Source organism: Methylomicrobium album BG8 (assembly GCF_000214275.2).
Taxonomy (GTDB): domain Bacteria; phylum Pseudomonadota; class Gammaproteobacteria; order Methylococcales; family Methylomonadaceae; genus Methylomicrobium; species Methylomicrobium agile.
Map to the genome: position 1 here is coordinate 1298443 of NZ_CM001475.1, position 20183 is coordinate 1318625.

Genomic DNA, 20183 nt, shown 5'->3' on the forward strand with positions numbered 1-20183 from the left:
AATGGCAAGACGAAGCCAACACACGCTCCCGGAGATCAAGGCGATGGTGCTCCAGGCGGCCGAAACCCTGGTCGCGGAAGAAGGCAGCAAGGCGCTGACGATGCGCAATGTCGCTTTCGAGATCGGCTACACGGTCGGCAGCATCTACATGGTGTTCGAGAACATGAACGACCTGGTGCTGCATTTGAACGCGCGCACGCTCGATGCATTGATCGAACAGTTCGATAGCCTGCCGTCCAACGGTCCGGCGGAAGCGATCGAAGCGATTGCCGGGATTTATCTGAATTTCGCCAGCCGGCATTTCAACTGCTGGAACCTGATTTTCGAACATCGCCAGCCGGCAGGGGAGGTGTTTCCGGACTGGTATGGCGAAAAGATCGACCGTGCGTTTTCCCGCTTCGAAGCGGAATTCAAGCGGTTCGCGGAGGATCGTTCGGATGCGGAGGTCAAGCAGGCGGCGCGCGCTTTGTGGGGCGGGATCCACGGCATCTGCATGCTGTCGCTGACGGGCAAGTTCGCAGCCGCCGGCGCGGACGACATGGAAGCCGGCGTGAAGCTGCTGGTTCGGCATTTTCTCGGCAGTTGGCGGAATCGGGCGGTGCCGTAAGAATTGCGCCGGAGATAATCCTTAAATGAAATATTCAAGACCCGTCAGGTTTTGAAAGTCGGGCAGGCGGGTATGTTTCTAAGAGCTGTAGGGCGTTTTCGCGATAGCAAAACGCCAATCCCCTTCAAAGCGAGGCGGATTGCCTGACGGCGAATCCGCCCTACAAGCGCTTGGCCTTCATGCCGGCCATTCCGCTCGACAGCCAATCGAGCCAGACCGAAAAGTTTTCGCCTTTCGCGGCCGAAAGGCGGATGACCCCGATATCGGGATTGACCTGCCGTGCAAATCCGATGCAGCGCTCGACGTCGAAATCGACGTAAGGCAGCAGATCGGTCTTGTTGATCAGCATCAGGTCGGCGGCGTGGAACATGTCCGGGTATTTGAGCGGCTTGTCGTCGCCTTCGGTGACCGACAGCACGACGACCTTGTGCGCCTCGCCGAGATCGAAAGAGGAGGGACAGACCAGGTTGCCGACGTTCTCGATCGCCAGCAGGCTGTGACTCCTGAGACCCAGCTTCTCGACCGCATGGCCGATCCCCTGCGCGTCCAGATGGCAGGCGCGGCCGGTGTTGATCTGCACGGCCGGCACGCCGGCGGCGCGAATCCGTTCGGCGTCGTGTTCGGTCTGCTGGTCGCCTTCGATGACTGCGATCGGAATCCGGTCCTTCAGCGCCTTGATCGTCTCGACCAGCAGCGTCGTCTTGCCGGAACCGGGGCTTGAGACCAGATTCAGCACGAAAATATGGCGCCGCTCGAAGTAAGTCCGGTTTTGCTCTGCGTAGGCGTTATTCTTGCCGAGCAGGTCCTGCTCGATTTTTAACAGCCGCGCCGCCGAATGCTCATGATCATGCCCGGCATCAAGATTCCGGTTCAGGACGAAGCGATGTTTTTGGGGCTCAGGATGTGGATGGGGAGAGCCGCAGCCGCAAATTCCGCACATGATATTTTCCGAAGTTGATTACGTTCGAATCTTATCAAATAACGGTCGACTCTTGAATTTTTTGCTGCGCCAGGCGGCAGGCCGCGGATTTTGCAGCAGCACTTCGATGAACGATTCGGCTTGCCGCAAGTGCCGTTCGGCGCTTGCGCTCAAACTTTCGCCCAGTTCGAACGCTTCGCCTTTGACCGCCAGCAAAAAACAAGGCGGCGGAGGCTGTTTCCTAATCGATTGAAAAACCGCCATCACCGAGGCCGGATGCAGCGCATGGGTCGTGTAACCGATCTCCAGAGCCGGTTCCAGTTCGTTCAATTCGAAAGGCGCTTCGCACGCGACCGATGCGTCGGCGAACAGTATGAGCTCCCGGTGTTCCAGATCCAGCGCATGTTCAATTTGCAGTTGAAAATCGATTAGGACGTCGATGCCGTCCGTGTCGCAGTGGTCTTGCACATATTCGACCAGTAACGGACCGAGCGCATCGTCGCCGCGGCTGGGATTGCCGTAGCCGAAGACCAGGACGGGTTTAGGCATCGTCCGCGCGTTCGAGCGAACCGTCGCCATGTTTGACTATACGATCGGCAATGTGGCCTTCGGCATCGATCAATTCGACCTGCAGCGGCATTTTGCCGACCGCGTGCGTCGCGCAGGACAGGCAGGGATCGTAAGCGCGGATCGCGACTTCCAGGTTGTTCAGCAGCGGCTCGGTCAGTTCGCGGCCGGACAGATAGGTCGCCGCGACCTGCCGGACCGATTCGTTCATCGCGGTGTTGTTGCTGGTGGTCGAGACGATCAGATTGGCCTTGGTCACGATGTCGTTCTCGTCGATCCGGTAATGGTGGAACAGCGTGCCGCGCGGCGCTTCGATCACGCCGATGCCCTCGAAGCGCTTTTCACCGCGCGCGACCAGATCGCGGCCCAGGATCTCGGGGTCGTGCAGCAAATGCTTGATGCTCTCGGCGCAGTGCAGCACCTCGATCATCCGCGCCCAATGGAACGCGAGCGTGCTGTGCACCATCGATTCGCCGCCGTGCGCCTTGAATTCGACGCGCGCGGCTTCCGCAAGCGGAGTATCGATGAAGTCGCAATTATTGACCCGCGCCAGCGGCCCGACCCGGTACCAGCCGTTCTGTTTGCCCAGCGCCAGCAGATAAGGGAATTTCATGTAGCTCCAGGAACGGACTTCCTCATGAATCACTTCGTTGTAGCGGCAATAATCCACATGATCGAGCACGGTTTCGCCTTCGCCGTTTTTGACCCGGAGGCCGCCGTGGTAAAGCTCCAGCGCGCCGTCCGGCCGGACCAGGCCCAGATAATTGCTGCGTATCGTCGCAAATTCGTCGTAATAGGGCAGGTGCGAGCAGTGCACTTTTTTGATCACGTCGACCGCTTCTTCGGACCAGGCGATGATGGCGTCGATGTCTTCCAGCAGATAGTCGCGTTCTTCCAAGGTCAGCGCCTTGTTCATCCCGCCCGCGATCGCGCCGGTGCCGTGGATGCGCTTGCCGCAGATGACCCGGATCACTTCCTGCCCGTACTTGCGCAGCTTGACCCCTTTCAGGCCGATGTCGGGATAATCGCTCAACACGCCGATCACGTTGCGCTTGCCGATCTCACTTTCGAAACCGAACAGCAGGTCGGGGCTGGCCAGATGGAAAAAATGCAGCGCGTGTGATTGTAGTACCTGCCCGAAGTGCAGAAGCCGCCGGAGCTTGTCCGCGCTCGGCGGCAGTTTGTCCGGATCGATCCCGACCAACTGGTCGATTGCCTTACCGGCAGCCAACTGATGACTGACCGGGCAGATCCCGCACAGGCGCTGCACGATCACCGGCAGTTCCCAGTAAGGCCGGCCCTGAATGAAGCGTTCGAAGCCGCGGAACTCGACGATATGCAGCCGGGCCTGCTTGACCCGGTTGTGCTCGTCCAGGAGCAGCGTGACCTTGCCGTGGCCTTCGACGCGCGAGACCGGATCGATCGCGACGCGTCTCAGGTTTTCGGGATTGTCGGCGGTTTCCAGATGTTCGTACATACTCTGCCTTTTGTAGGTTGGGTTAGGCGGTAGCCGCAACCCAACAAGATCGAAGACGGCAATGTTGGGTTACGCTATCGCTAACCCAACCTACGCACTCAATTCAAAATTTTATTTAGTTCGTAGGTTGGGTTAGGCGATAGCCGTAACCCAACAAAATCGAAGACGGCAATGTTGGGTTACGCTATCGCTAACCCAACCTACGCATCAATCATAATGGATCAACTCATACGGCAACACCGGCTCCCGTCCCGCCAGCAAATCGGTCAGAAATTTCCAGTCAAAACTTGATTCTGGGGTATTCAAACTGCTGAGCAAACGGTCTACCACCAATGCCCGCTCTTCTACGGGCAAGGAAACAGCCTCTGCTATTAATTCTTTGGTTTTCATGATTTTTCTCAATTCAAAATTTTATTTAGTTCGTAGGTTGGGTTAGGCGGTAGCCGTAACCCAACAAGATCGAAGACGGCAATGTTGGGTTACGCTATCGCTAACCCAACCTACGCATCAATCATAATGGATCAATTCATACGGCAACACCGGCTCCCGTCCCGCCAGCAAATCGGTCAGGAATTTCCAGAACACGTCCGCGGACGGCGGGCAGCCGGGTAGGGAATAATCGATCTTGACGATTTCATGAATCGGACGCACCTTGTTCAGCAGCAGCGGCAGTTCCGGATCGCTCGGTATCTGCGGGTTTTCGACCCCGATCCCGTCCAGATAGGATTCACCGAGGCATTCTTCGAGCGGGATGTAATTCCGGTAGGCCGGCAGGCCGCCGTTGATCGCGCAGGCGCCGACCGCAACCAGGATTTTGCAGTGCCGGCGGAACTCGCGCAAGGTATGCACGTTTTCCGAGTTGCAGACGCCGCCTTCGATCAGGCCGATGTCGCAGTCGCCGCAGTGTTCGATGTCGGTCAAAGGCGAGCGGTCGAATTCGGCGACCTCGGCCAGTTCCATAATCCGCTCGTCGATGTCCAGAAACGACATGTGGCAGCCGAAGCAGCCGGCCAGCGAGACGGTCGCAATCTTCAGTTTTTTATCCGTCATGCGTTTCCCGCTCCCGTTCAAGGCTGACTTCGGCGATCGTCTGATGATCGTAGTCGCGCGCGCCGATCGGCGTCGTGTAGCCGGTGCGTTTGATCAGGATCGCGCCGGTCGGGCAGATGTGCGCGGCCCGATCGCTCGCTTCGAGGTCGGTATCTTTCAACAGCCCGCTGGCGGAGTTGGCGATCAAGTGCTTGTTGATTCCCCGGCCGCTGATCGCGAATACGTCCTTGCCGTCCTTTTCGCGCGAGGCGCGCACGCACAGCGTGCAGAAAATGCAGCGGTTCAGGTCGAGCAGCACATCCGGATGCGAGGCGTCCAGTTTGCGCGGCGAGAAGAAATGCACGAAATGGTTGTCGTGCATGCCGAGATAATAGCCGACCGCCTGCAGCTTACAGTCGCCGCTTTTTTCGCAGCCGGGACAGAGGTGGTTGCCCTCGACGAACAGCATTTGCGTGATACGCCTGCGATCCTCGTTCAATTCGTCGGTATGGCTCAGCACCTCTTGTCCTTCGGCCGCCGGAAACGTGCAGGCGGAGCAGACCCGCCCGTTCACGATCACCGAACACAATTTGCAGCTGCCGTGCGGCGTATAGTCCGGGTGGTGGCACAGATGCGGAATATAGACGCCGGCATCAAGCGCGGCGTCAATGATCGTCTGGCCGTCCCGAAAAGGAATCGGTTGGCCGTCGAGCGTAAAAGTCTTGCTCATGTCATTCCCCGGTCTGCGATAAATGCGCCGCCGCATCGCTCCGGTTCGCGAGGCGGCGCGCGGTTTCGAGCTCGGCGTCCAGGTCGAAGCCGGGCTCGTAGCTGATTTTCTTCAACCGGCTTTCGTAGGTTTCGGGATAGCGCGCCAGGGTCGTCAGCACCGGATTCGCGGCGGTCTGGCCGAGGCCGCAGTGGCTGTAGGTCTTGACCAGCCGGCAGATTTCATCGAGCACCGCAACGTCGCCGGCCGAGCCGTGCCCGTCGTAGATCTTGTCGAGCTGTTTCCGGAGCAGCGAGGTGCCGACCCGGCAGGGCGTGCAGAAGCCGCAGCTTTCGTGCGCGAAGAAATGGGTGAAGTTACGCGCGATGTCGAGAATGTTCCGGCGGTTGTCGAACACGATGAACGAACCGCCGGTGGCCAGGTCTTCGAACGCGAGCAGGCGGTCGAATTCCCGGTTCGAAACGAAGGTACCCGACGGCCCGCCGATCTGTGCGCCCAGGACGTCTTCGGCGCCGCAGTCGTCCAGAATGGTCCGGACCGGCGTTCCGAACGGGTATTCGTAAATGCCGGGCCGGGCGCAGTCGCCGCTGACGCTGAGAATTTTGGTGCCTTTCGATTTCCCGGTGCCGTGCGCCGCAAACCAGCCGCCGCCGTGCACCGCAATCGCCGCGGCCGCGAAGAACGATTCGACGTTGTTCACGACGGTCGGTTTGTCCAGATAGCCGTGCGTGACCGGATACGGCGGGCGGTTGCGCGGAATGCCGCTTTTGCCTTCCAGCGATTCGATCAATGCCGATTCCTCACCGCAAATATAGGCGCCGGCGCCGAGCCGGATTTCGATGTCGAAATCGAAGTTCCGGCCGAGAATGCCGCGCCCGAGCAGGCCGGCTTCGCGGCGGTGGGCTAGGATCGTCTGCAGTTTGTCGTACAAGTGCAGATATTCGCCGCGCAAATACAAAAAGCCGTGTTGGGCGCCGACGATCGCGGCGCACAGGGTCATCCCTTCGAACACCTGATCCGCGAACGCATTCAGCAGCACCCGGTCCTTGAACGTTCCGGGTTCGCCTTCGTCCGCGTTGCAGACCACGTAGCGTTCGCTTTCCGCTTCTTCGGCGCAGAAGCGCCATTTGGCCGCGGTTTTGAAACCCGCGCCGCCGCGGCCGCGCAGCCCCGAAGCGTCGATTTCGGCGAGCGTTTGGTTTAATCCTCGCGCATAGGCCGCCTTCAATCCTTCGCCCTGGGCGATCGGCTGGCCGAGCAGCAGGCCGGGTTTGCGGATATTGTCTTCGGCATGGAAAAATTCGGAAGGCCATTCGGCAAGCGGAACTTGCCGCTCGATCAGCCCGGCGATCCGGTCGATTCGGGCGCGGTCCAGCCGCGTCAGCGCATGGCCGTTGACCAGGCCCGCCGGGCCTTGGTCGCACATCCCGGTGCAGGACGTATTGTCGAGGCTGACCAGGCCGTCGCTACGCACGCCGCCGACCGGCACGCGCAATTTTTCGGACAGATAATCGATCAGGGCGTCTTTGCCGAGCATTTTGTCGGTGATCGAATCGCTGATCCGCAGTTCGTAGCGGCCCTTCGGAGTGGAAGAAAAGAAGCTGTAGAATTCGATCGCGTCGATGAGCCGGGTGCGGGGAATCCGTAACGCTTCGGCCAGCAGTTCGACCGCTTCATTCGAAACATGATGATCGCGGGCCTGAATCTCGCGCAGCATTTCGAGTAAACGCGTCGGCTGGAAATGATGTTTTGCCGCCAGATCCTGAATGAATGGTCGCATGCGTGTTACCGGATTTGAATGTTCGGGGCGTGTCGGTCGGCATTATAATAAGTCCACTCAGGCTTCAATGCCATTAAATCTTTTACGGGATTTCACTATTCGCGAACAGCTTCGGATTCAGGTCGAGGGAACGATCCAGGGCGTCGGGATGCGGCCGTTCGTCTTTCAGCTGGCGGAGCGGTGCCGCCAGAGCGGATGGGTCGCAAACACCGGCTCGGGACTGACGATAGCGATCGAAGGCGCGCCGGAATTGCAGCGGCAGTTTCTCGACGGGCTCAATAACCCGCCGCCGCCCGCCACTATTTTCTCGCTATCCGTAGACAGACGGCCTTTGGAAAATTTCAGCCGCTTCGAGATCCGAAGCAGCGAAGCCGAAGGGCAAAGCGCGGCTTTCGTGCTGCCCGACCTGGCGATTTGCGGCGACTGCCTGCAGGATCTATTCGATCCCGCAGGCCGTTTCTACCGCTACCCGTTCACCAGTTGCAGCCGCTGCGGGCCGCGCTACAGCATCATCGGGAGCCTGCCTTACGATCGCGAGCGCACCGCGATGGCCGGATTTGCGCTGTGCCAAGACTGCGCTCGGGATTATCGTGATCCCGGAAACCGGCGCTTTCACGCTCAGACGATCGCCTGCGCGCAGTGCGGCCCCGTATTGAGCCTGCACGATCGGGCAGGCAATCGGCTGGCAGACGGCGATCGGGTACTGGAAGCCGCCTGCGGGCATTTGCGGGAAGGGAGCATCATCGCGGTGAAAGGGATCGGCGGCTTCCAGCTTTGGGCCGATGCGGCCGCTCCGGTGGCCGTCGAACGTTTGCGCATTCGCAAGCACCGGCCGGCCAAACCGTTCGCCCTGATGGTGCCGGGGATTGAAGACGCCGAAGCGCTTTGCTTTCTGAGCGGTCTTGAAAGGCAGGCGCTGGCTTCGCCTGCCGCGCCGATCATCTTGCTCAAGCGCCGGCCAAATGCCGCCGTCACCGAGGCGGTGGCGCCGGACAACACGATGCTCGGCGTGATGCTGGCCTATGCGCCGTTGCATCATCTGTTGCTGCGCGGCTTCGGCGCGCCGGTCGTCGCGACCAGCGGCAACCGGCACGGCGAGCCGATCTGTATCGATAACGCGCAGGCGCTGGAGCGATTGGCCGATATTGCCGACTGTTTTTTGCTCCACGACCGTCCGATCCTCAGGCCGCTGGACGATTCGGTGGCGCGCGTAATCAATGGCCGGCTGACGCTGCTGCGGCGCGCCCGCGGCTACGTGCCGCAGCCCATTTTATCGAAGACGATTCTGCCGAATGCGCTTGCGGTCGGCGGCCATTTGAAAAATACGGTCGCGCTCGGCCATGACCTGCAGATGATCGTCAGCCCGCATATCGGCGATCTCGATTGCGATGTTTCCGTACGGCAATGCGAAGCGACATTGGCCGATCTTCGGCAGTTTTATCAACGCGGGCCGAAACTGATCGCGCACGATCTGCACGAGGACTATGGCGCCAGCCGGATCGCGGAACGCGAGGCGCAACGCGCTGAAAAGCCCGTTCAAACGGTCAAGGTTCAGCATCACTATGCGCACGTGCTGGCCTGCATGGCCGAGCACGGGCTGGAGCCGCCACTGCTCGGAGTGGTCTTCGACGGCAACGGGCTCGGCAGCGACAACACGCTTTGGGGCGGCGAATTTTTGCGGATACACGGCCGGGGCTTCGAACGCTTCGCGCACCTGCGCGCGTTTTCGCTGCCGGGCGGAGAAAAGGCGATCCGGGAGCCTCGCCGCGCGGCCCTGGGGCTGCTTTACGCGCTCGAACCCGAAAGGGCTTTCGAGCGCATGGCGCCGCATTTCTCGGCAGCGGAATCGAACCTGCTCGCATCGGCGCTGAAGAAAGGGATCAACTGCCCGCTTACCACCAGCGCCGGGCGCCTGTTCGATGCGGCCGCCAGCCTGCTCGGACTTTGCCAGGTCAATCGGTTCGAGGGACAGGCCGCGATCGCGCTGGAACAATGCGCGGCGGCGGTCGAATCGGATCTTGTTTACGATTTCCGGATCGCCGGCGAAGGGACTTGCGTGATCGACTGGCAACCGATGATCGAACAGTTGCTGACGGATATTCCGACCGGCAATCACGGCCTGATCGCGCGAAAATTCCACAACACATTGGCGGCGATGATCGCGGCGATCGCCGAACGTGCCGGCGAGCCGGCCGTTGCCTTGAGCGGCGGCTGTTTCCAGAACGCGCTGCTCGTCGAGCAGGCGGCCGGAAAATTAAAAACCGCTGGCTTTCGGGTCTATTGTCATGAAAAAATACCGCCGAACGACGGCGGCCTGTCCCTCGGCCAGTTGTATGCCGTCAAATACCTCGGATAACTGAATATGTGCCTTGCCGTTCCCGGCCGAATCACCCGTATTTCCGATGACAACGATCCCTTGCTGCGCAAGGGGCGTGTCGATTTTTCGGGCATTGTGAAGGAAATCAGCCTGGCTTATGTGCCGGAGGCGCAAATCGGCGACTATGTGATCGTGCATGCCGGTTTTGCGCTGTCGCTGCTCGGTCCCGGCGAAGCGGAGGCCAGCCTGCAGGCATTCCACGAACTGGCCGAATTTCAGGACAAGCAATGAGTTTGCAGAAGGCCTTCCGCGACCCTGCCGCGGCGAAACGGTTGAGCGCGGCGATTGCCGCCATTACGACCCGGCCCTGGAACATCATGGAAGTCTGCGGCGGCCAGACCCACAGCATCATCAAATACGGCATAGACCAACTGTTGCCGGAAGGCGTGAACCTGATCCACGGGCCGGGCTGTCCGGTGTGCGTCACGCCGCTCGAATACATCGACAAGGCGCTGGCGATCGCCGCCTTGCCGAATGTGATTCTGTGCTCGTTCGGCGACATGCTGCGCGTGCCGGGATCGCGGCAGGACCTGCTCGGCCTGAAGGCGGAGGGCGCCGATGTGCGAATCGTATACTCGCCGACCGATGCGCTCGAAATCGCCCGCAAGCATCCGAACCAAGAAGTCGTCTTCTTCGGCGTCGGTTTCGAAACGACCGCGCCGACGATCGGGCTCGCCGCTTATCAAGCGAAACAGTCGCAACTGAACAACTTTTCGCTGCTGGCCTGCCATGTGCGGGTGCCGCCGGTGATCGAAGCGCTGTTGGATTCTCCCGACAATCGGGTACAGGGCTTTCTGGGGGCGGGGCATGTCTGCACGATCATGGGCTGCGGCGAATACGTGCCGCTTGCCGAGCGTTACCGGGTCCCGATCGTGATTACCGGTTTCGAGCCGGTCGACGTTCTGCATGGGCTCTATGCTTGCATCAAGCAACTTGAAGAAGGCCGGTTCGAAGTCGAGAACGCTTACCGCCGCGTGGTGCGCGAGCATGGGAATCCGGCTGCGCAGCAGTTGCTGCGGCAGGTGTTCGAGGTGGTCGACCGAAACTGGCGGGGGCTCGGGACGATCAAGCACGGCGGCCTGGCATTGAACGACGATTACCGCGACTTCAACGCCGAACGGCGCTTCTCGGTCGATGCGATTGCGACGCAGGAGCCCGTCGCCTGCCGGAGCGGCGACGTGTTGAAAGGTCTGCTGAAGCCGTCCGAGTGCTCCGAATTCGGCGTCCGTTGCACCCCGGAAAAACCGCTCGGCGCCACGATGGTCTCGTCCGAAGGCGCCTGCGCCGCCTATTACCGCTACCGCCGCCTGCAACATGGCTGATTTCGAACCGAACTGCCCGCTTCCGCTACAATACGACCGGATCGTGATGGCGCACGGGGGCGGCGGCCGGCTGATGCAGCAGTTGCTCGACACGCTCGTGCGGCCTGTGTTCCGCAATCCGGTCTTGGATCAAAACCACGACAGTGCGGTCGTCGAGATCAACGGGACCCGGCTGGCGTTCACGACCGACTCGTATGTCGTCAAGCCGCTGTTTTTCCCCGGCGGCGACATCGGCAAGCTGGCCGTCTGCGGTACGCTGAACGATCTTGCGATGAGCGGCGCGAAACCGTTGTACCTGACCTGCTCGCTGATCATTGAGGAAGGGCTGCCGGCCGCCGATCTGCAGCGGATATTGGAGTCGATGCAGCAGGCCGCGTCCGAGGCGGGCGTGCTGATCGTGACCGGCGACACCAAAACGGTCGACCGCGGCAAGGGCGACGGGCTGTACATCAATACCGCCGGGATCGGGCTCATCGGCGAACAGGTAAACGTCAATCCCTCCGCGATCCGGTCCGGCGACAGCATTATCGTGAATAGCGATCTGGCCCGGCACGGGATCGCGGTGATGCTGGAGCGGGAAGGGATGAATTTCGAGCACCGGATCGAAAGCGACTGCGCGGATCTGTCGGGCCTCGTGCAGGAACTGCTGCAAAACGGCATCGAAATCCACTGCCTGCGCGATCTGACGCGCGGCGGGCTAGCCTCGGCGCTGATCGAACTGGCGTCCGCAAGCCGTTATGAGTTCGAGCTTGGTGAAAGCGCCTTGCCGGTGCGGGAGGATGTGCGCGCCGCCTGCGACATCCTGGGCTTCGATCCCTTGTATATCGCCAATGAAGGCTGTTTCGCGCTGTTCGTTCCGGAATCGCAAACCGAAGCGGCGCTGGCCGTCTTGCGCCGGCATCCCTTGGGGCAACAGTCCCTCGCGATCGGCCGGGTCAAGTCCGCCTGTTCCCAGGGCCGGGTCATCCTGCAAACGCCGATCGGCGTCGGCCGGGTGCTGGATCTCTTCAGCGGAGAACAGTTGCCCAGAATCTGCTGATCGCCGCCGCGTTCCAATCGGGCGGTTTTCAGCACCGCGATAAAAATTTCCGCTAAACTTTTTCGTGATTTTTACCACCGCAAGGAGATTATTGGCTATGCCATTCAAAAAGAAATTGGGTTTGTTGACCGGATTGGTCTGTTTCCTCGGCGCGCCGCTGGTTCAGGCGGCCGCTCCCGTTCCCTCTGTCGTCGGCACGACCTGGACGCTGACCGGCAAGTTCAAAGGCCGGGTGAACGCGAAATGCCAGGTTGGCCGTGCGGTTTCCGCGCCGATCGCCGGACCGAAGGTCTTGTCGGCGAAAATCAGCTTCGATGACGGCGACATGCCCGGCGACAACGAAGGCACTTTCAGCTGGACGGACGAATTTTTTTCGATAAAGCAAATCAGCGGCCATTGGGAGCAGAGCGGCTCGAAACTGGAGCTGGAATTCGATAACTGGTACGACTCGCCGATGGCGGCATTGGCGTTCGCTTTGGCGGGGGTACCGGCAAATTATGATTTTTCGCAGGCCGGCATCGACGGTTCGGCGGGCTTCAAAATCACCAAGTTGAAAGTGTCCGGAACGATCAACCGCAAAGGCAAGAGTATTAAAGTGGCGGAAGGCATCGGATTCAAAGTCGACGCCGCGGCGGCCGGATTCGGCGGCGCCAATGCCTGTACCTTCCAGTTCAAAAATCTGGGGCGTTCGTACAAAGGCGTACCGGCCGTCCAGTAAGATTCTCGCCTGCCTTACGGGGCCGGCTTCGGTCTTGGCACATGGCAAAGGCCGCTCGTTTTGTAAGCGGCCTTTTTTGTGCCTGGGATCACGCCTCGGGGTTATCCCGGTAAATCAGGTAATACACCACCGGAATCACCACCAGCGAAAAGCCGGTCGAAGCGAAGATTCCAAAAATGAAGCTCCAGGCCAGCCCGGAGAAGATCGGGTCCAGGATGATCACCACCGAGCCGAACATGGCGGCCCCGGCGGTCAGAAAAATCGGCCGCATCCGGGTCGCGCCCGCTTCGATCAGGGCTTCTTCGAGATTGGCCATATCTGAGCGCGCCCGCGTCCGTTCGATGAAATCGATCAGGATGATCCCGTTCCGGACCACGATCCCGGCCAGCGCGATCATGCCGACCATCGCGGTCGCGGTGAAATAGATCGAGTCGGCGAAACCTGCGATATTTTCGGCGAACAGCAGATTCAGCAGCCAGAAGCCGGGCATGATGCCGATGATGGTCAGCGGGATCGCGATCATCATGATCGCGGGCAGACTGAGCGACCCCGTCTGTACGACCAGCAGCACATAGATCATGATCAGCGAGGCGCTGAACGAAATGCCGAGGTCGCGGAAGATCGCGGCGGTAATTTTCCATTCGCCTTCGCCGCTCAGTTCGGCGCGGTAGCCTTTCGGCAGCGGATGGTCGGCGAAGTACGCGTACAGGTCGATGATCGCCTCGACCGGGCTGCGCCCGGCGCTGTCGCCGATCACGTAGGCGACGCGTTCGAGGTCCTTGTGATGGATGACCGGCTCGCCGGATTCGGGAACGAGCGTGCCGAGTTCGCTCAGCGCAATCAGGGCGTCCCCGCTGCTTCTGACTTTAGTATTCAACAGCTCCGGTAGCGACGAGCGTTCCGCGCGCGGCAGGCGCAGCCGGATTTCGAGCGGCAGCCGTTCGCCGGGCGCATGCAGCATGCCGGCCTCGCCGCCCGCCAACGCCACGTCCAGCGTTTGCACGATTGCCGCCGGACTGACGCCGAGCAGGGCGGCTTTGGTTTTGTCGATCCGAAACGACCAGGCCGGGTCGGGCGCTTCGGACAGATCGTCGATATCGACGACGCCGCTGACATCCGCGAAGCGCTGTTTGATCCCCTCGGCCGTTTCGATCAGCCGGCCGTAGCCGGCATCGGCCGGGCCGTAAACTTCGGCGACCAGCGTCGACAGCACCGGCGGGCCGGGCGGCAATTCGACGATCTTCAGTTTCGCGCCGTACTGCCGACCGATCCGTTCGACGTCGGCGCGGATACGCATCGCGATCTGGTGCGATTGCTGGACGCGCTCGTCCTTCGGCAGGAGGTTGATCCGAATATCGCCCTTTCGGCTGCCCGAACGCAGGTAATAGTGCCGGATCATCCCGTTGAAATCGATCGGGGAGGCGAGGCCGACATAGCTTTCGTAATCGGTCACTTCGTTCACCGTCGCCAGATACCGGCCCAGGGCGCGCATCGCCGCATCGGTCTTTTCGAGCGTACTGCCGGCCGGCATGTCGGCCACGATCTGCAATTCGTTCTTGTTGTCGAACGGCAGCAGTTTTAGCGGCACCGCGCGGGTGACCGCGAGCAGGGAAGACAGCAGAAAGGCGATGCCGACCGCGATCAGAAACATTCGGCTGCGCGCCGGCGAGGCGATCAAGGGCGTCAGCACGCGGCGGTAAAGCCGGTAGCCGTTCGACATTTTCAGGTCGAACGCGGCTTCGTCCTTGCCGTATTCGCTTTTCAGCAGCAGGTAGCTCGCCCAGGGCGTGATCGTGAACGCAACCAGCAGCGAGACTAGCATCGCGACCGGAATGTTGAACGCGAGCGGGGCGAGATAAGGGCCGATCATTCCTGTGATGAAGAACATCGGGATGAACGCGAGCATTACCGCCAGTGTCGCGACGATCGTCGGCGGACGCACTTCGTCGACCGCCGACAGCAGCGCCTCCAGCGGAGGCTCTTTTTTCAGTTTGAAATGGCGGAAGATGTTTTCGACGTCGACGATCGGATCGTCGACCAGGAGGCCCAGCGACAGGATCAGCGCGAACAGCGTGACCCGGTTGATGGTATAGCCGAACACCAGGTCGGCCAGCAGCGTGACCGCGAACGTGACCGGCACCGCGATGCAGACGATAAACGACTCCTTCGGCCCGAGCGCCAGCGCGAGCAGCACCAGAATGATCGCGATCGCAAGGCCCAGATGTTTGACCAGTTCGTTGACCTTGTGGTCGGCGGTCGCCCCGTAATCGCGGCTGACCGTGATTTCGACGTCGGCAGGAATCAATAGGCCGCGCTGCGCTTCGACCTTGGCCAGGATATCTTGCGAAACCTTTACCGCATTGCTGCCCTTGCGCTTGGCCAGCGCGATCGTGACCATTTCGCGTTCGTCGCCGGGCTTTGCCTTGGGGCCTTCGGCCCGGCCGACCGTCCGCATTTTCGAGACTGCCGGGCCGAAACCGATTCGGGTGTAATGTTCGCGCTCTTCCTCGCCGTCGGTCACGCGGCCGATGTCGCGCAGGTAAACGGGGCGGCCGCCGGGGGCTTTGACCACGGTGGCGGCCAGGGCATCGGCCGAGTCGAAATAAGTACCGGCTTCCAGTACCGTTTCGCGGTTGCCGTTCTGGAAGCGCCCTGTGCGCAGATGGACGTTGGCGCCCCGGAGCGCGTCGATGATGTCCTGCAGCGCGATGCCGTAGCCGGTCATTTTCGCCGTATCGGGATAAATCGACACCTGCCGGCGCGCGCCGCCGACCACTTCGGTTTTCGCGATGTCGTCGGCGCCGCGCAGGCTGGCCAGCAGCTCGTCGGCGATCCGGCGGAGTCCCAGCGCATCGGTTTGCCCGGTCGATGAAGACAAGGTCAGCATCAGCATCGGCACGTCGTCGATATCGACCGGCTTGATGTTCCAGCCGCGCACGCCCGGCGGCAGCAGGTCCTGGTTCGACATCACCTTGCTCCAGGTCTTGACCAGGCTGTCTTCGGGGTTCTCGCCGACGTAATAGCCGACCGTGACGACCGCCCGGCCCGGCTGGGATGCCGAAAACACATGCTCGACGCCTTTGATCTGCTTCAGCATCGCTTCGAGCGGCGTCGCGGCCAGTTTTTCGACTTCTTCGGCGGAAGCGCCCGGATAGTCGACCATCACGTCCATTACCGGCACCACGATCTGCGGATCTTCCTCGCGCGGGGTCAGTTGCAGCGCGGCGACGCCGGCGATCAGCGCCGCGATCAGCAGTATCGGCGACAGGTGCGAAACGGTAAAGATGCGGACGATCGCGGCGCTCAGGCCGCGTTGGGGTTCGTGCGTCATCGAACGACCACGGTTTCGCCCTCGTCCAGGCCGGAGAGAATTTCGACGAATTCTCCGCGCGCGAAGCCGGAGCGCACCTGCCGGGTGCTCAGCCTGTCGCCTTCCAGTACGGTCACGGCCTCGACCTGGCCGATCCGGCGCAGCGCCGCCGCGGGAATCAGCAGGGCGGTATGTTCGCTGCCGCAGGCCTGTTCGAGCCAGCCGAACAGGCCCGGCTGCAGGCCTTTCGTTTGGGGCAGGTCGGCCTTGATCAGGACCGTGCCGGTCAGCGGGTCGGCGGCCGGCACGATTTCGCCGATCTTCGCATCGAGCGAAGCTTTCAACGCATCGATGCGCACCGTGGCCGGATCGCCGACGTTGATCTGGCCTGCGCAGGCGGCCGTGACCGAGGCTTCCAGACGCAACGCCGAAGGGTCGTGCAGTACGACGATCGGCTCGCCGGCGAGTCCCATGTCGCCCGGTTCATGCAGGCGCCGGGCGATCACGCCGCCAAAAGGCGCGGTTAATACGGTTTCGCTGCGTTGCAGCGTGGCTTCGCGCAAGTTCTGTTCGGCGGCCCGGGCGCCGGCCGATGCCTTGCGTGCGGCCGCTGCGGCGTGTTCAAAGGCTTCGCGGGTCGCGGCTTCCTGTTCGAACAGTTCCCGCGTCCGTTTCAGGTCCGCCTCCGTACGCGCCGCTTCGGCTTTCGCGGCGGCGGCATGCGCCGAAGCTTCGCGTTCCTGCGCCCGGGACTGTTCCGCGTCGAGCCGGGCGAGGACGGCGCCCCGTTCGACCCGGTCGCCTTCGCGGAAGGCGACTTCCAGGATGCGGGCGCTGATTTTCGGCGCTATCCGCGCTTCGATGAGGGCTTTGACCGCGCCCGGCCAGGCCTGAGTCTCCCGGAGTGTTTGCCGGATCGCGCGCGCGGTTTCCTGCGGGAGCATCGCTTGGGTGGGTAGCGGCGTTAGGCCGGGTTCGGTCTTGTTTCCTCCGAGCAGCCCAAGCATCCATAAAATCAACAGAAGCAATGCGATCAGCGCGGCGGCCGGGAACAGCCATTTTTTCGGCAGCGGCTGCGTCATCGCCGGGCTCCGAGCGCGCGCTGCAGAGCCGCCTCGGCGCGCAGCGCGTCATAATGCGCGGTCATCCGTTGCGTTTGCGCCCGGTCGCGCGCGACTTCGCTTTCGAGGAAGCGCGTCACCGTCGCGGCCCCGGCACGATGCTGCACGGTAACCAGGCGGAACGCTTCTTCGGCTGCCGCGACCGCCGTCCCGGCGACTTCGGCGCGCTGCAGCGCTTCCTGCAATTCCAGGGAGGCATTTTTGGCTTCCCGGCCGATCTGCAGCTCGATTTTACGGCGTTGCGCCTTCGCTTCGGCCAACCGCCTTTCGGCTTTGCGGACCCGCGCTGCGGTGCCGAGGCCGGCAAACAAATCCATCTCGACCGCGACACCGGACGTCACGTTGTCGTGTGCCGAAGAAAACTCGGGCGAACGTTCGTTCAGCCCGTAATTGACGAAGGCGTCGAGGCGCGGCAGATGTTCGCCCCGGGCGATTTTGATCTCGTGCTGCCGGGTTTCGATCTGTCTCTGGGCGATCAGCATTTCCGGGCGGTTGGCGAGCGCCTCGGTCCGCAAGTCGTCAAAGGCCGCCGGCAAACGCGGCAAGGGGCGTTCCCGATCGATGCGGGGTTCGATCGGGCTGCTGTCGGGGAAATCGAGCAGAGTTCTGAGCACCGTGCGCGCCATTTCGACCGCATTCCGCGCGTGGATGTCCGCCTCGCGGGCTTCGGCCAGACGGGCTTCGAGCGAGAGCACGTCCGCTTTCAGAGCCGAGCCGGCGGCATGGCGTTTGCGGGTGTCAGCCAGCTCGCTTTGTACCGCCAGGGCCGCGCGCTGCGCGATCGCCTGATTTTCTTTGGCGACTAACAGGGTATAAAAGCCGTCGGTCACGCCGTGGATCAGATTGTTGCTGACCGCCGAAAGCTCCAGTTCGGAGATTTCCTTGCCGAGGCCAGCGGCCAGGCTTTGGTGATAATCGCGGCCGCCCCGGTACAAAGACCAGGTTGCCTGGACTTCGGGGCGGAAATCGGTCACCCCGTTCGGTTGATTGATATTCTGGCCGAAAGAAAAACGGCGCTGTGCGACGATCATTCCGAATGCCTCCGCCGGGTTGTCGCTGTAACGGTAGCTCAGGCGGGCCCTGATTTGCGGATAGAAGGCGGCGAGGCTTTCGCCGATGGCGGCTTCGGCCTGGGCGATCCGTTCATTGGCGATCTGAAGGTCGGGGTTGCGTTCGATTGCCAGAGTCACCGCGCGTTCCAGGGTCAGAAGGGGAGCCGAGCCTGACGGCAGGGCGGGATCGGATTCCGCCGCCGGATTCGGGGCTGCCGCCGCCGGAACGACGCAAAGCGCGAGCGGCAGCAGAAAACAGGCAAGCTTGGAATGGGGTGGCGGCATGGATCTTTAGTCGCAGGTGATCGATGCAAAAAGCTACAGCATAATGGCCCTAAGCCTTACGGTAAAGGGATGGGCGGCCTATTTTTCGAAAACGGATCGATTGTCCTTTGTAAATTTTTGTTATTTAAATATTAAATGCAGGCTGCGGAGCGATTTTGAAGGATGTGCCCCGGCGCCTCTGTTCGCTATCCATTTTAAACGGATGCTTGCGGCAAGGGATTGGCATATAATGCGGCATTTATTTATTAACGTCCCACTCAGGAGTTATCATGAAAAAACTGTTGTACAGCATTCCCGCTGCGATGTTCTTTGCTTCATCGCTTGCCGTTGCGCACGGACCGGTTCGTCAGAAAGCCGAAGAGGAAGTCGTGATCAACGCGCCCGCCGAGAAAGTCTGGGGCATCATCAAGGACTACGGCGACATGTCCTGGCATCCCGGCATCGGCAGCGTGGAAAACAAGGGCGGCAACAAGAAAGGCGCGGTTCGCGTTCTGACCTTGACTAATGGCGGCACGATCACCGAAGAGCTGAAAAAATACGACGAAGCGAAGATGTCGTATGCCTACAAGATCACCGAAATGAGTACCGCGAGCACGATTACCCATGCCGGCGCGCAAGAACACGTGCCGGTCTTGCCGGTGCACGATTATGCCGCGACCATCGGCGTCGAAGCCGAGGGTGCGGACAAATCGAAGGTATTCTGGAAGGCGGCCTATTACCGTGCTTACATGAACAACGATCCGCCGGCCGAAATGAACGAGGAAGTGGCGAACAAGGCCGTGGAAAACGTGCTGAAAACCGGCCTGGCCAACCTGAAAACGCTGGCCGAAAAATAAGTATGCGTTCGCTGCGACCTTATGTTCTCGCGGCGGCGGTTCTGGCGGCTTCCGCCCTGCCGTTGCCGTCTACGGCGGCGCCTTTCGCCTATATCACCAATCAGCTGGACGACAATGTCGCGATCATCGATACCGAGTCGGGCAAGGTGGCCGATACGGTTCCCGTCAAGGGCAAGCCGGCCGGCGTGGCGGTAGCGCCCGACGGCCGCCGGGTTTACATCAGTACGCCGGAAAGCGGCAGCGTCGCGGTGATCGATGCGCAAACCCGCGCGCTCGTCAAGGAAGCCAAAGTCAGCGGCGGCGCGTTGGGCGTCGCCGTCGACCGGACCGGCAGGCGGCTATTCGTCGCGGACTGGTACAAGGCGATCGTGACCGTGCTCGACGCGGACAGCCTGCAACCGGTCAAGACGATTCCGGTCGGCCAGTCGCCGTCCGGCCTGGCGATCAGTCCCGACAACCGCTGGCTCTATGTCGCCAACCGGCTTAGCGATTCGGTTTCGAAGATCGATCTGGCCAGTCTGAAAGTGGTCGGATCGGCCGGCGTCGGCGCGCACCCTTTCGGCTTGGCTCTCGACAGCGAAGGCCGGCGCCTTTATACCGCCAATGTCGAAAGCGACGACGTGACGGTGGTCGATACGGCGTCGATGGAAGCCGTGGCTACCGTCAAGGTGCAGGGCAGGCCGTATGCGGCCACGTTTGCGCTGAACGACAGCCGCCTGTTGGTGACCAACCAGAACAGCGATTCGGTTTCGGTGATCGATACGGCCGAACTGAAGGAGCATGGGGTGGTCGAGGTGGGCGGCAAGCCGGAAGGCATCGGCACGCTCGCGGACGACCGCCATGTCTATGTCGCCAACTGGTTCGACGGCACGGTATCGGTGATTGATGCGAAACGGCTTACGGTCGTCGAGACGATCAGAGCCGGCGAGGGCAGCCGGGCATTCGGACAGTTTATCGGAAAGTAGGGTACGCTGCGCGTACCTGTTTTGGGTTATTTATAACCGTGGAACGGTA

General features: G+C 61.3%; 18 protein-coding genes. 8 read left to right on the top strand and 10 right to left on the bottom strand.

Features of this window, described 5'->3' with window-relative positions; all coding sequences use genetic code 11:
• Position 1: 1 nt before the first annotated feature.
• On the top strand, positions 2–607 hold the full coding sequence (locus METAL_RS05690) for a TetR/AcrR family transcriptional regulator (protein ID WP_005370473.1): 606 nt from the start codon (positions 2–4) through the stop codon (positions 605–607).
• Between the two features lie 160 nt (positions 608–767).
• Here METAL_RS05690 and hypB read toward each other — a convergent pair whose 3' ends face one another.
• The 7 genes from hypB to METAL_RS05725 form a co-directional block, all read right to left on the bottom strand.
• Complete coding sequence (gene hypB / locus METAL_RS05695; protein ID WP_005370474.1) at positions 768–1547, bottom strand: hydrogenase nickel incorporation protein HypB; 780 nt, start codon at positions 1545–1547, stop codon at positions 768–770.
• Positions 1548–1565: 18 nt separating this feature from the next.
• Positions 1566–2075, bottom strand: coding sequence for a hydrogenase maturation protease (locus tag METAL_RS05700; RefSeq protein WP_005370475.1), 510 nt, complete (start codon positions 2073–2075; stop codon positions 1566–1568).
• Positions 2068–3570, bottom strand: a complete 1503-nt coding sequence (locus METAL_RS05705; RefSeq protein ID WP_005370476.1) for a Ni/Fe hydrogenase subunit alpha — start codon at positions 3568–3570, stop codon at positions 2068–2070. Before METAL_RS05705 ends, METAL_RS05700 begins: the two co-directional genes overlap by 8 nt.
• Positions 3571–3777: 207 nt before the next feature.
• Positions 3778–3960, bottom strand: coding sequence for a hypothetical protein (locus METAL_RS21465; RefSeq protein ID WP_005370477.1), 183 nt, complete (start codon positions 3958–3960; stop codon positions 3778–3780).
• A 117-nt stretch (positions 3961–4077) separates the two neighbouring features.
• The gene (locus METAL_RS05715) at positions 4078–4620 is read right to left on the bottom strand and encodes an NADH-quinone oxidoreductase subunit B family protein (protein ID WP_005370478.1); all 543 of its coding nucleotides are present in this window, start codon (positions 4618–4620) and stop codon (positions 4078–4080) included.
• Positions 4610–5329: a 2Fe-2S iron-sulfur cluster-binding protein gene (locus METAL_RS05720; RefSeq protein WP_005370479.1), complete on the bottom strand. Its 720-nt coding sequence runs from the start codon at positions 5327–5329 to the stop codon at positions 4610–4612. The genes METAL_RS05715 and METAL_RS05720 overlap by 11 nt, the downstream gene beginning before the upstream one ends.
• Before the next feature lies 1 nt (position 5330).
• Complete coding sequence (locus METAL_RS05725; protein ID WP_005370481.1) at positions 5331–7109, bottom strand: NAD(P)H-dependent oxidoreductase subunit E; 1779 nt, start codon at positions 7107–7109, stop codon at positions 5331–5333.
• 67 nt (positions 7110–7176) lie between these two features.
• Here METAL_RS05725 and hypF point away from each other — a divergent pair, with 67 nt between their 5' ends.
• From hypF to METAL_RS05750, 5 genes are all read left to right on the top strand, one after another.
• Positions 7177–9465: a carbamoyltransferase HypF gene (gene hypF / locus METAL_RS05730; RefSeq protein WP_005370483.1), complete on the top strand. Its 2289-nt coding sequence runs from the start codon at positions 7177–7179 to the stop codon at positions 9463–9465.
• A 6-nt stretch (positions 9466–9471) separates the two neighbouring features.
• Complete coding sequence (locus tag METAL_RS05735; RefSeq protein WP_005370485.1) at positions 9472–9717, top strand: HypC/HybG/HupF family hydrogenase formation chaperone; 246 nt, start codon at positions 9472–9474, stop codon at positions 9715–9717.
• The gene (hypD, locus tag METAL_RS05740) at positions 9714–10808 is read left to right on the top strand and encodes a hydrogenase formation protein HypD (RefSeq protein ID WP_005370486.1); all 1095 of its coding nucleotides are present in this window, start codon (positions 9714–9716) and stop codon (positions 10806–10808) included. Before METAL_RS05735 ends, hypD begins: the two co-directional genes overlap by 4 nt.
• The gene (hypE, locus tag METAL_RS05745; RefSeq protein WP_005370488.1) at positions 10801–11847 is read left to right on the top strand and encodes a hydrogenase expression/formation protein HypE; all 1047 of its coding nucleotides are present in this window, start codon (positions 10801–10803) and stop codon (positions 11845–11847) included. The genes hypD and hypE overlap by 8 nt, the downstream gene beginning before the upstream one ends.
• 97 nt (positions 11848–11944) lie before the next feature.
• Positions 11945–12565, top strand: a complete 621-nt coding sequence (locus tag METAL_RS05750) for a hypothetical protein (RefSeq protein WP_005370490.1) — start codon at positions 11945–11947, stop codon at positions 12563–12565.
• 88 nt (positions 12566–12653) lie between these two features.
• Here METAL_RS05750 and METAL_RS05755 read toward each other — a convergent pair whose 3' ends face one another.
• Genes METAL_RS05755 through METAL_RS05765 form a run of 3 tightly spaced genes read right to left on the bottom strand, consistent with a single transcriptional unit; the run spans position 12654 to position 18333 of the window.
• Complete coding sequence (locus METAL_RS05755) at positions 12654–15896, bottom strand: efflux RND transporter permease subunit (RefSeq protein ID WP_005370492.1); 3243 nt, start codon at positions 15894–15896, stop codon at positions 12654–12656.
• Complete coding sequence (locus tag METAL_RS05760) at positions 15893–16957, bottom strand: efflux RND transporter periplasmic adaptor subunit (RefSeq protein WP_005370493.1); 1065 nt, start codon at positions 16955–16957, stop codon at positions 15893–15895. The genes METAL_RS05755 and METAL_RS05760 overlap by 4 nt, the downstream gene beginning before the upstream one ends.
• A complete protein-coding gene (locus tag METAL_RS05765) occupies positions 16954–18333 on the bottom strand; it encodes a TolC family protein (protein ID WP_005370496.1) in 1380 nt (459 codons plus the stop codon). Before METAL_RS05765 ends, METAL_RS05760 begins: the two co-directional genes overlap by 4 nt.
• Positions 18334–18602: 269 nt before the next feature.
• Between METAL_RS05765 and METAL_RS05770 the strand changes: the two genes are divergently transcribed.
• Positions 18603–19169, top strand: a complete 567-nt coding sequence (locus METAL_RS05770) for an SRPBCC family protein (RefSeq protein ID WP_005370497.1) — start codon at positions 18603–18605, stop codon at positions 19167–19169.
• Positions 19170–19171: 2 nt separating this feature from the next.
• Positions 19172–20134, top strand: coding sequence for a YVTN family beta-propeller repeat protein (locus tag METAL_RS05775; protein ID WP_005370498.1), 963 nt, complete (start codon positions 19172–19174; stop codon positions 20132–20134).
• The last annotated feature ends 49 nt before the right edge of the window (positions 20135–20183 follow it).

Bases quoted from the DNA above. Each gene is read 5' to 3' on its own strand.
- METAL_RS05775 (WP_005370498.1), top strand. From the start codon at position 19,172: ATGCGTTCGCTGCGACCTTATGTTCTCGCGGCGGCGGTTCTGGCGGCT.
- hypE (WP_005370488.1), top strand. From the start codon at position 10,801: ATGGCTGATTTCGAACCGAACTGCCCGCTTCCGCTACAATACGACCGG.
- METAL_RS05770 (WP_005370497.1), top strand. From the start codon at position 18,603: ATGAAAAAACTGTTGTACAGCATTCCCGCTGCGATGTTCTTTGCTTCA.
- hypF (WP_005370483.1), top strand. From the start codon at position 7,177: ATGCCATTAAATCTTTTACGGGATTTCACTATTCGCGAACAGCTTCGG.
- METAL_RS21465 (WP_005370477.1), bottom strand. From the start codon at position 3,960: ATGAAAACCAAAGAATTAATAGCAGAGGCTGTTTCCTTGCCCGTAGAA.
- METAL_RS05760 (WP_005370493.1), bottom strand. From the start codon at position 16,957: ATGACGCAGCCGCTGCCGAAAAAATGGCTGTTCCCGGCCGCCGCGCTG.
- METAL_RS05690 (WP_005370473.1), top strand. From the start codon at position 2: ATGGCAAGACGAAGCCAACACACGCTCCCGGAGATCAAGGCGATGGTG.
- hypB (WP_005370474.1), bottom strand. From the start codon at position 1,547: ATGTGCGGAATTTGCGGCTGCGGCTCTCCCCATCCACATCCTGAGCCC.
- METAL_RS05750 (WP_005370490.1), top strand. From the start codon at position 11,945: ATGCCATTCAAAAAGAAATTGGGTTTGTTGACCGGATTGGTCTGTTTC.
- METAL_RS05765 (WP_005370496.1), bottom strand. From the start codon at position 18,333: ATGCCGCCACCCCATTCCAAGCTTGCCTGTTTTCTGCTGCCGCTCGCG.
- METAL_RS05755 (WP_005370492.1), bottom strand. From the start codon at position 15,896: ATGACGCACGAACCCCAACGCGGCCTGAGCGCCGCGATCGTCCGCATC.
- METAL_RS05715 (WP_005370478.1), bottom strand. From the start codon at position 4,620: ATGACGGATAAAAAACTGAAGATTGCGACCGTCTCGCTGGCCGGCTGC.
- hypD (WP_005370486.1), top strand. From the start codon at position 9,714: ATGAGTTTGCAGAAGGCCTTCCGCGACCCTGCCGCGGCGAAACGGTTG.
- METAL_RS05700 (WP_005370475.1), bottom strand. From the start codon at position 2,075: ATGCCTAAACCCGTCCTGGTCTTCGGCTACGGCAATCCCAGCCGCGGC.
- METAL_RS05725 (WP_005370481.1), bottom strand. From the start codon at position 7,109: ATGCGACCATTCATTCAGGATCTGGCGGCAAAACATCATTTCCAGCCG.
- METAL_RS05705 (WP_005370476.1), bottom strand. From the start codon at position 3,570: ATGTACGAACATCTGGAAACCGCCGACAATCCCGAAAACCTGAGACGC.
- METAL_RS05720 (WP_005370479.1), bottom strand. From the start codon at position 5,329: ATGAGCAAGACTTTTACGCTCGACGGCCAACCGATTCCTTTTCGGGAC.
- METAL_RS05735 (WP_005370485.1), top strand. From the start codon at position 9,472: ATGTGCCTTGCCGTTCCCGGCCGAATCACCCGTATTTCCGATGACAAC.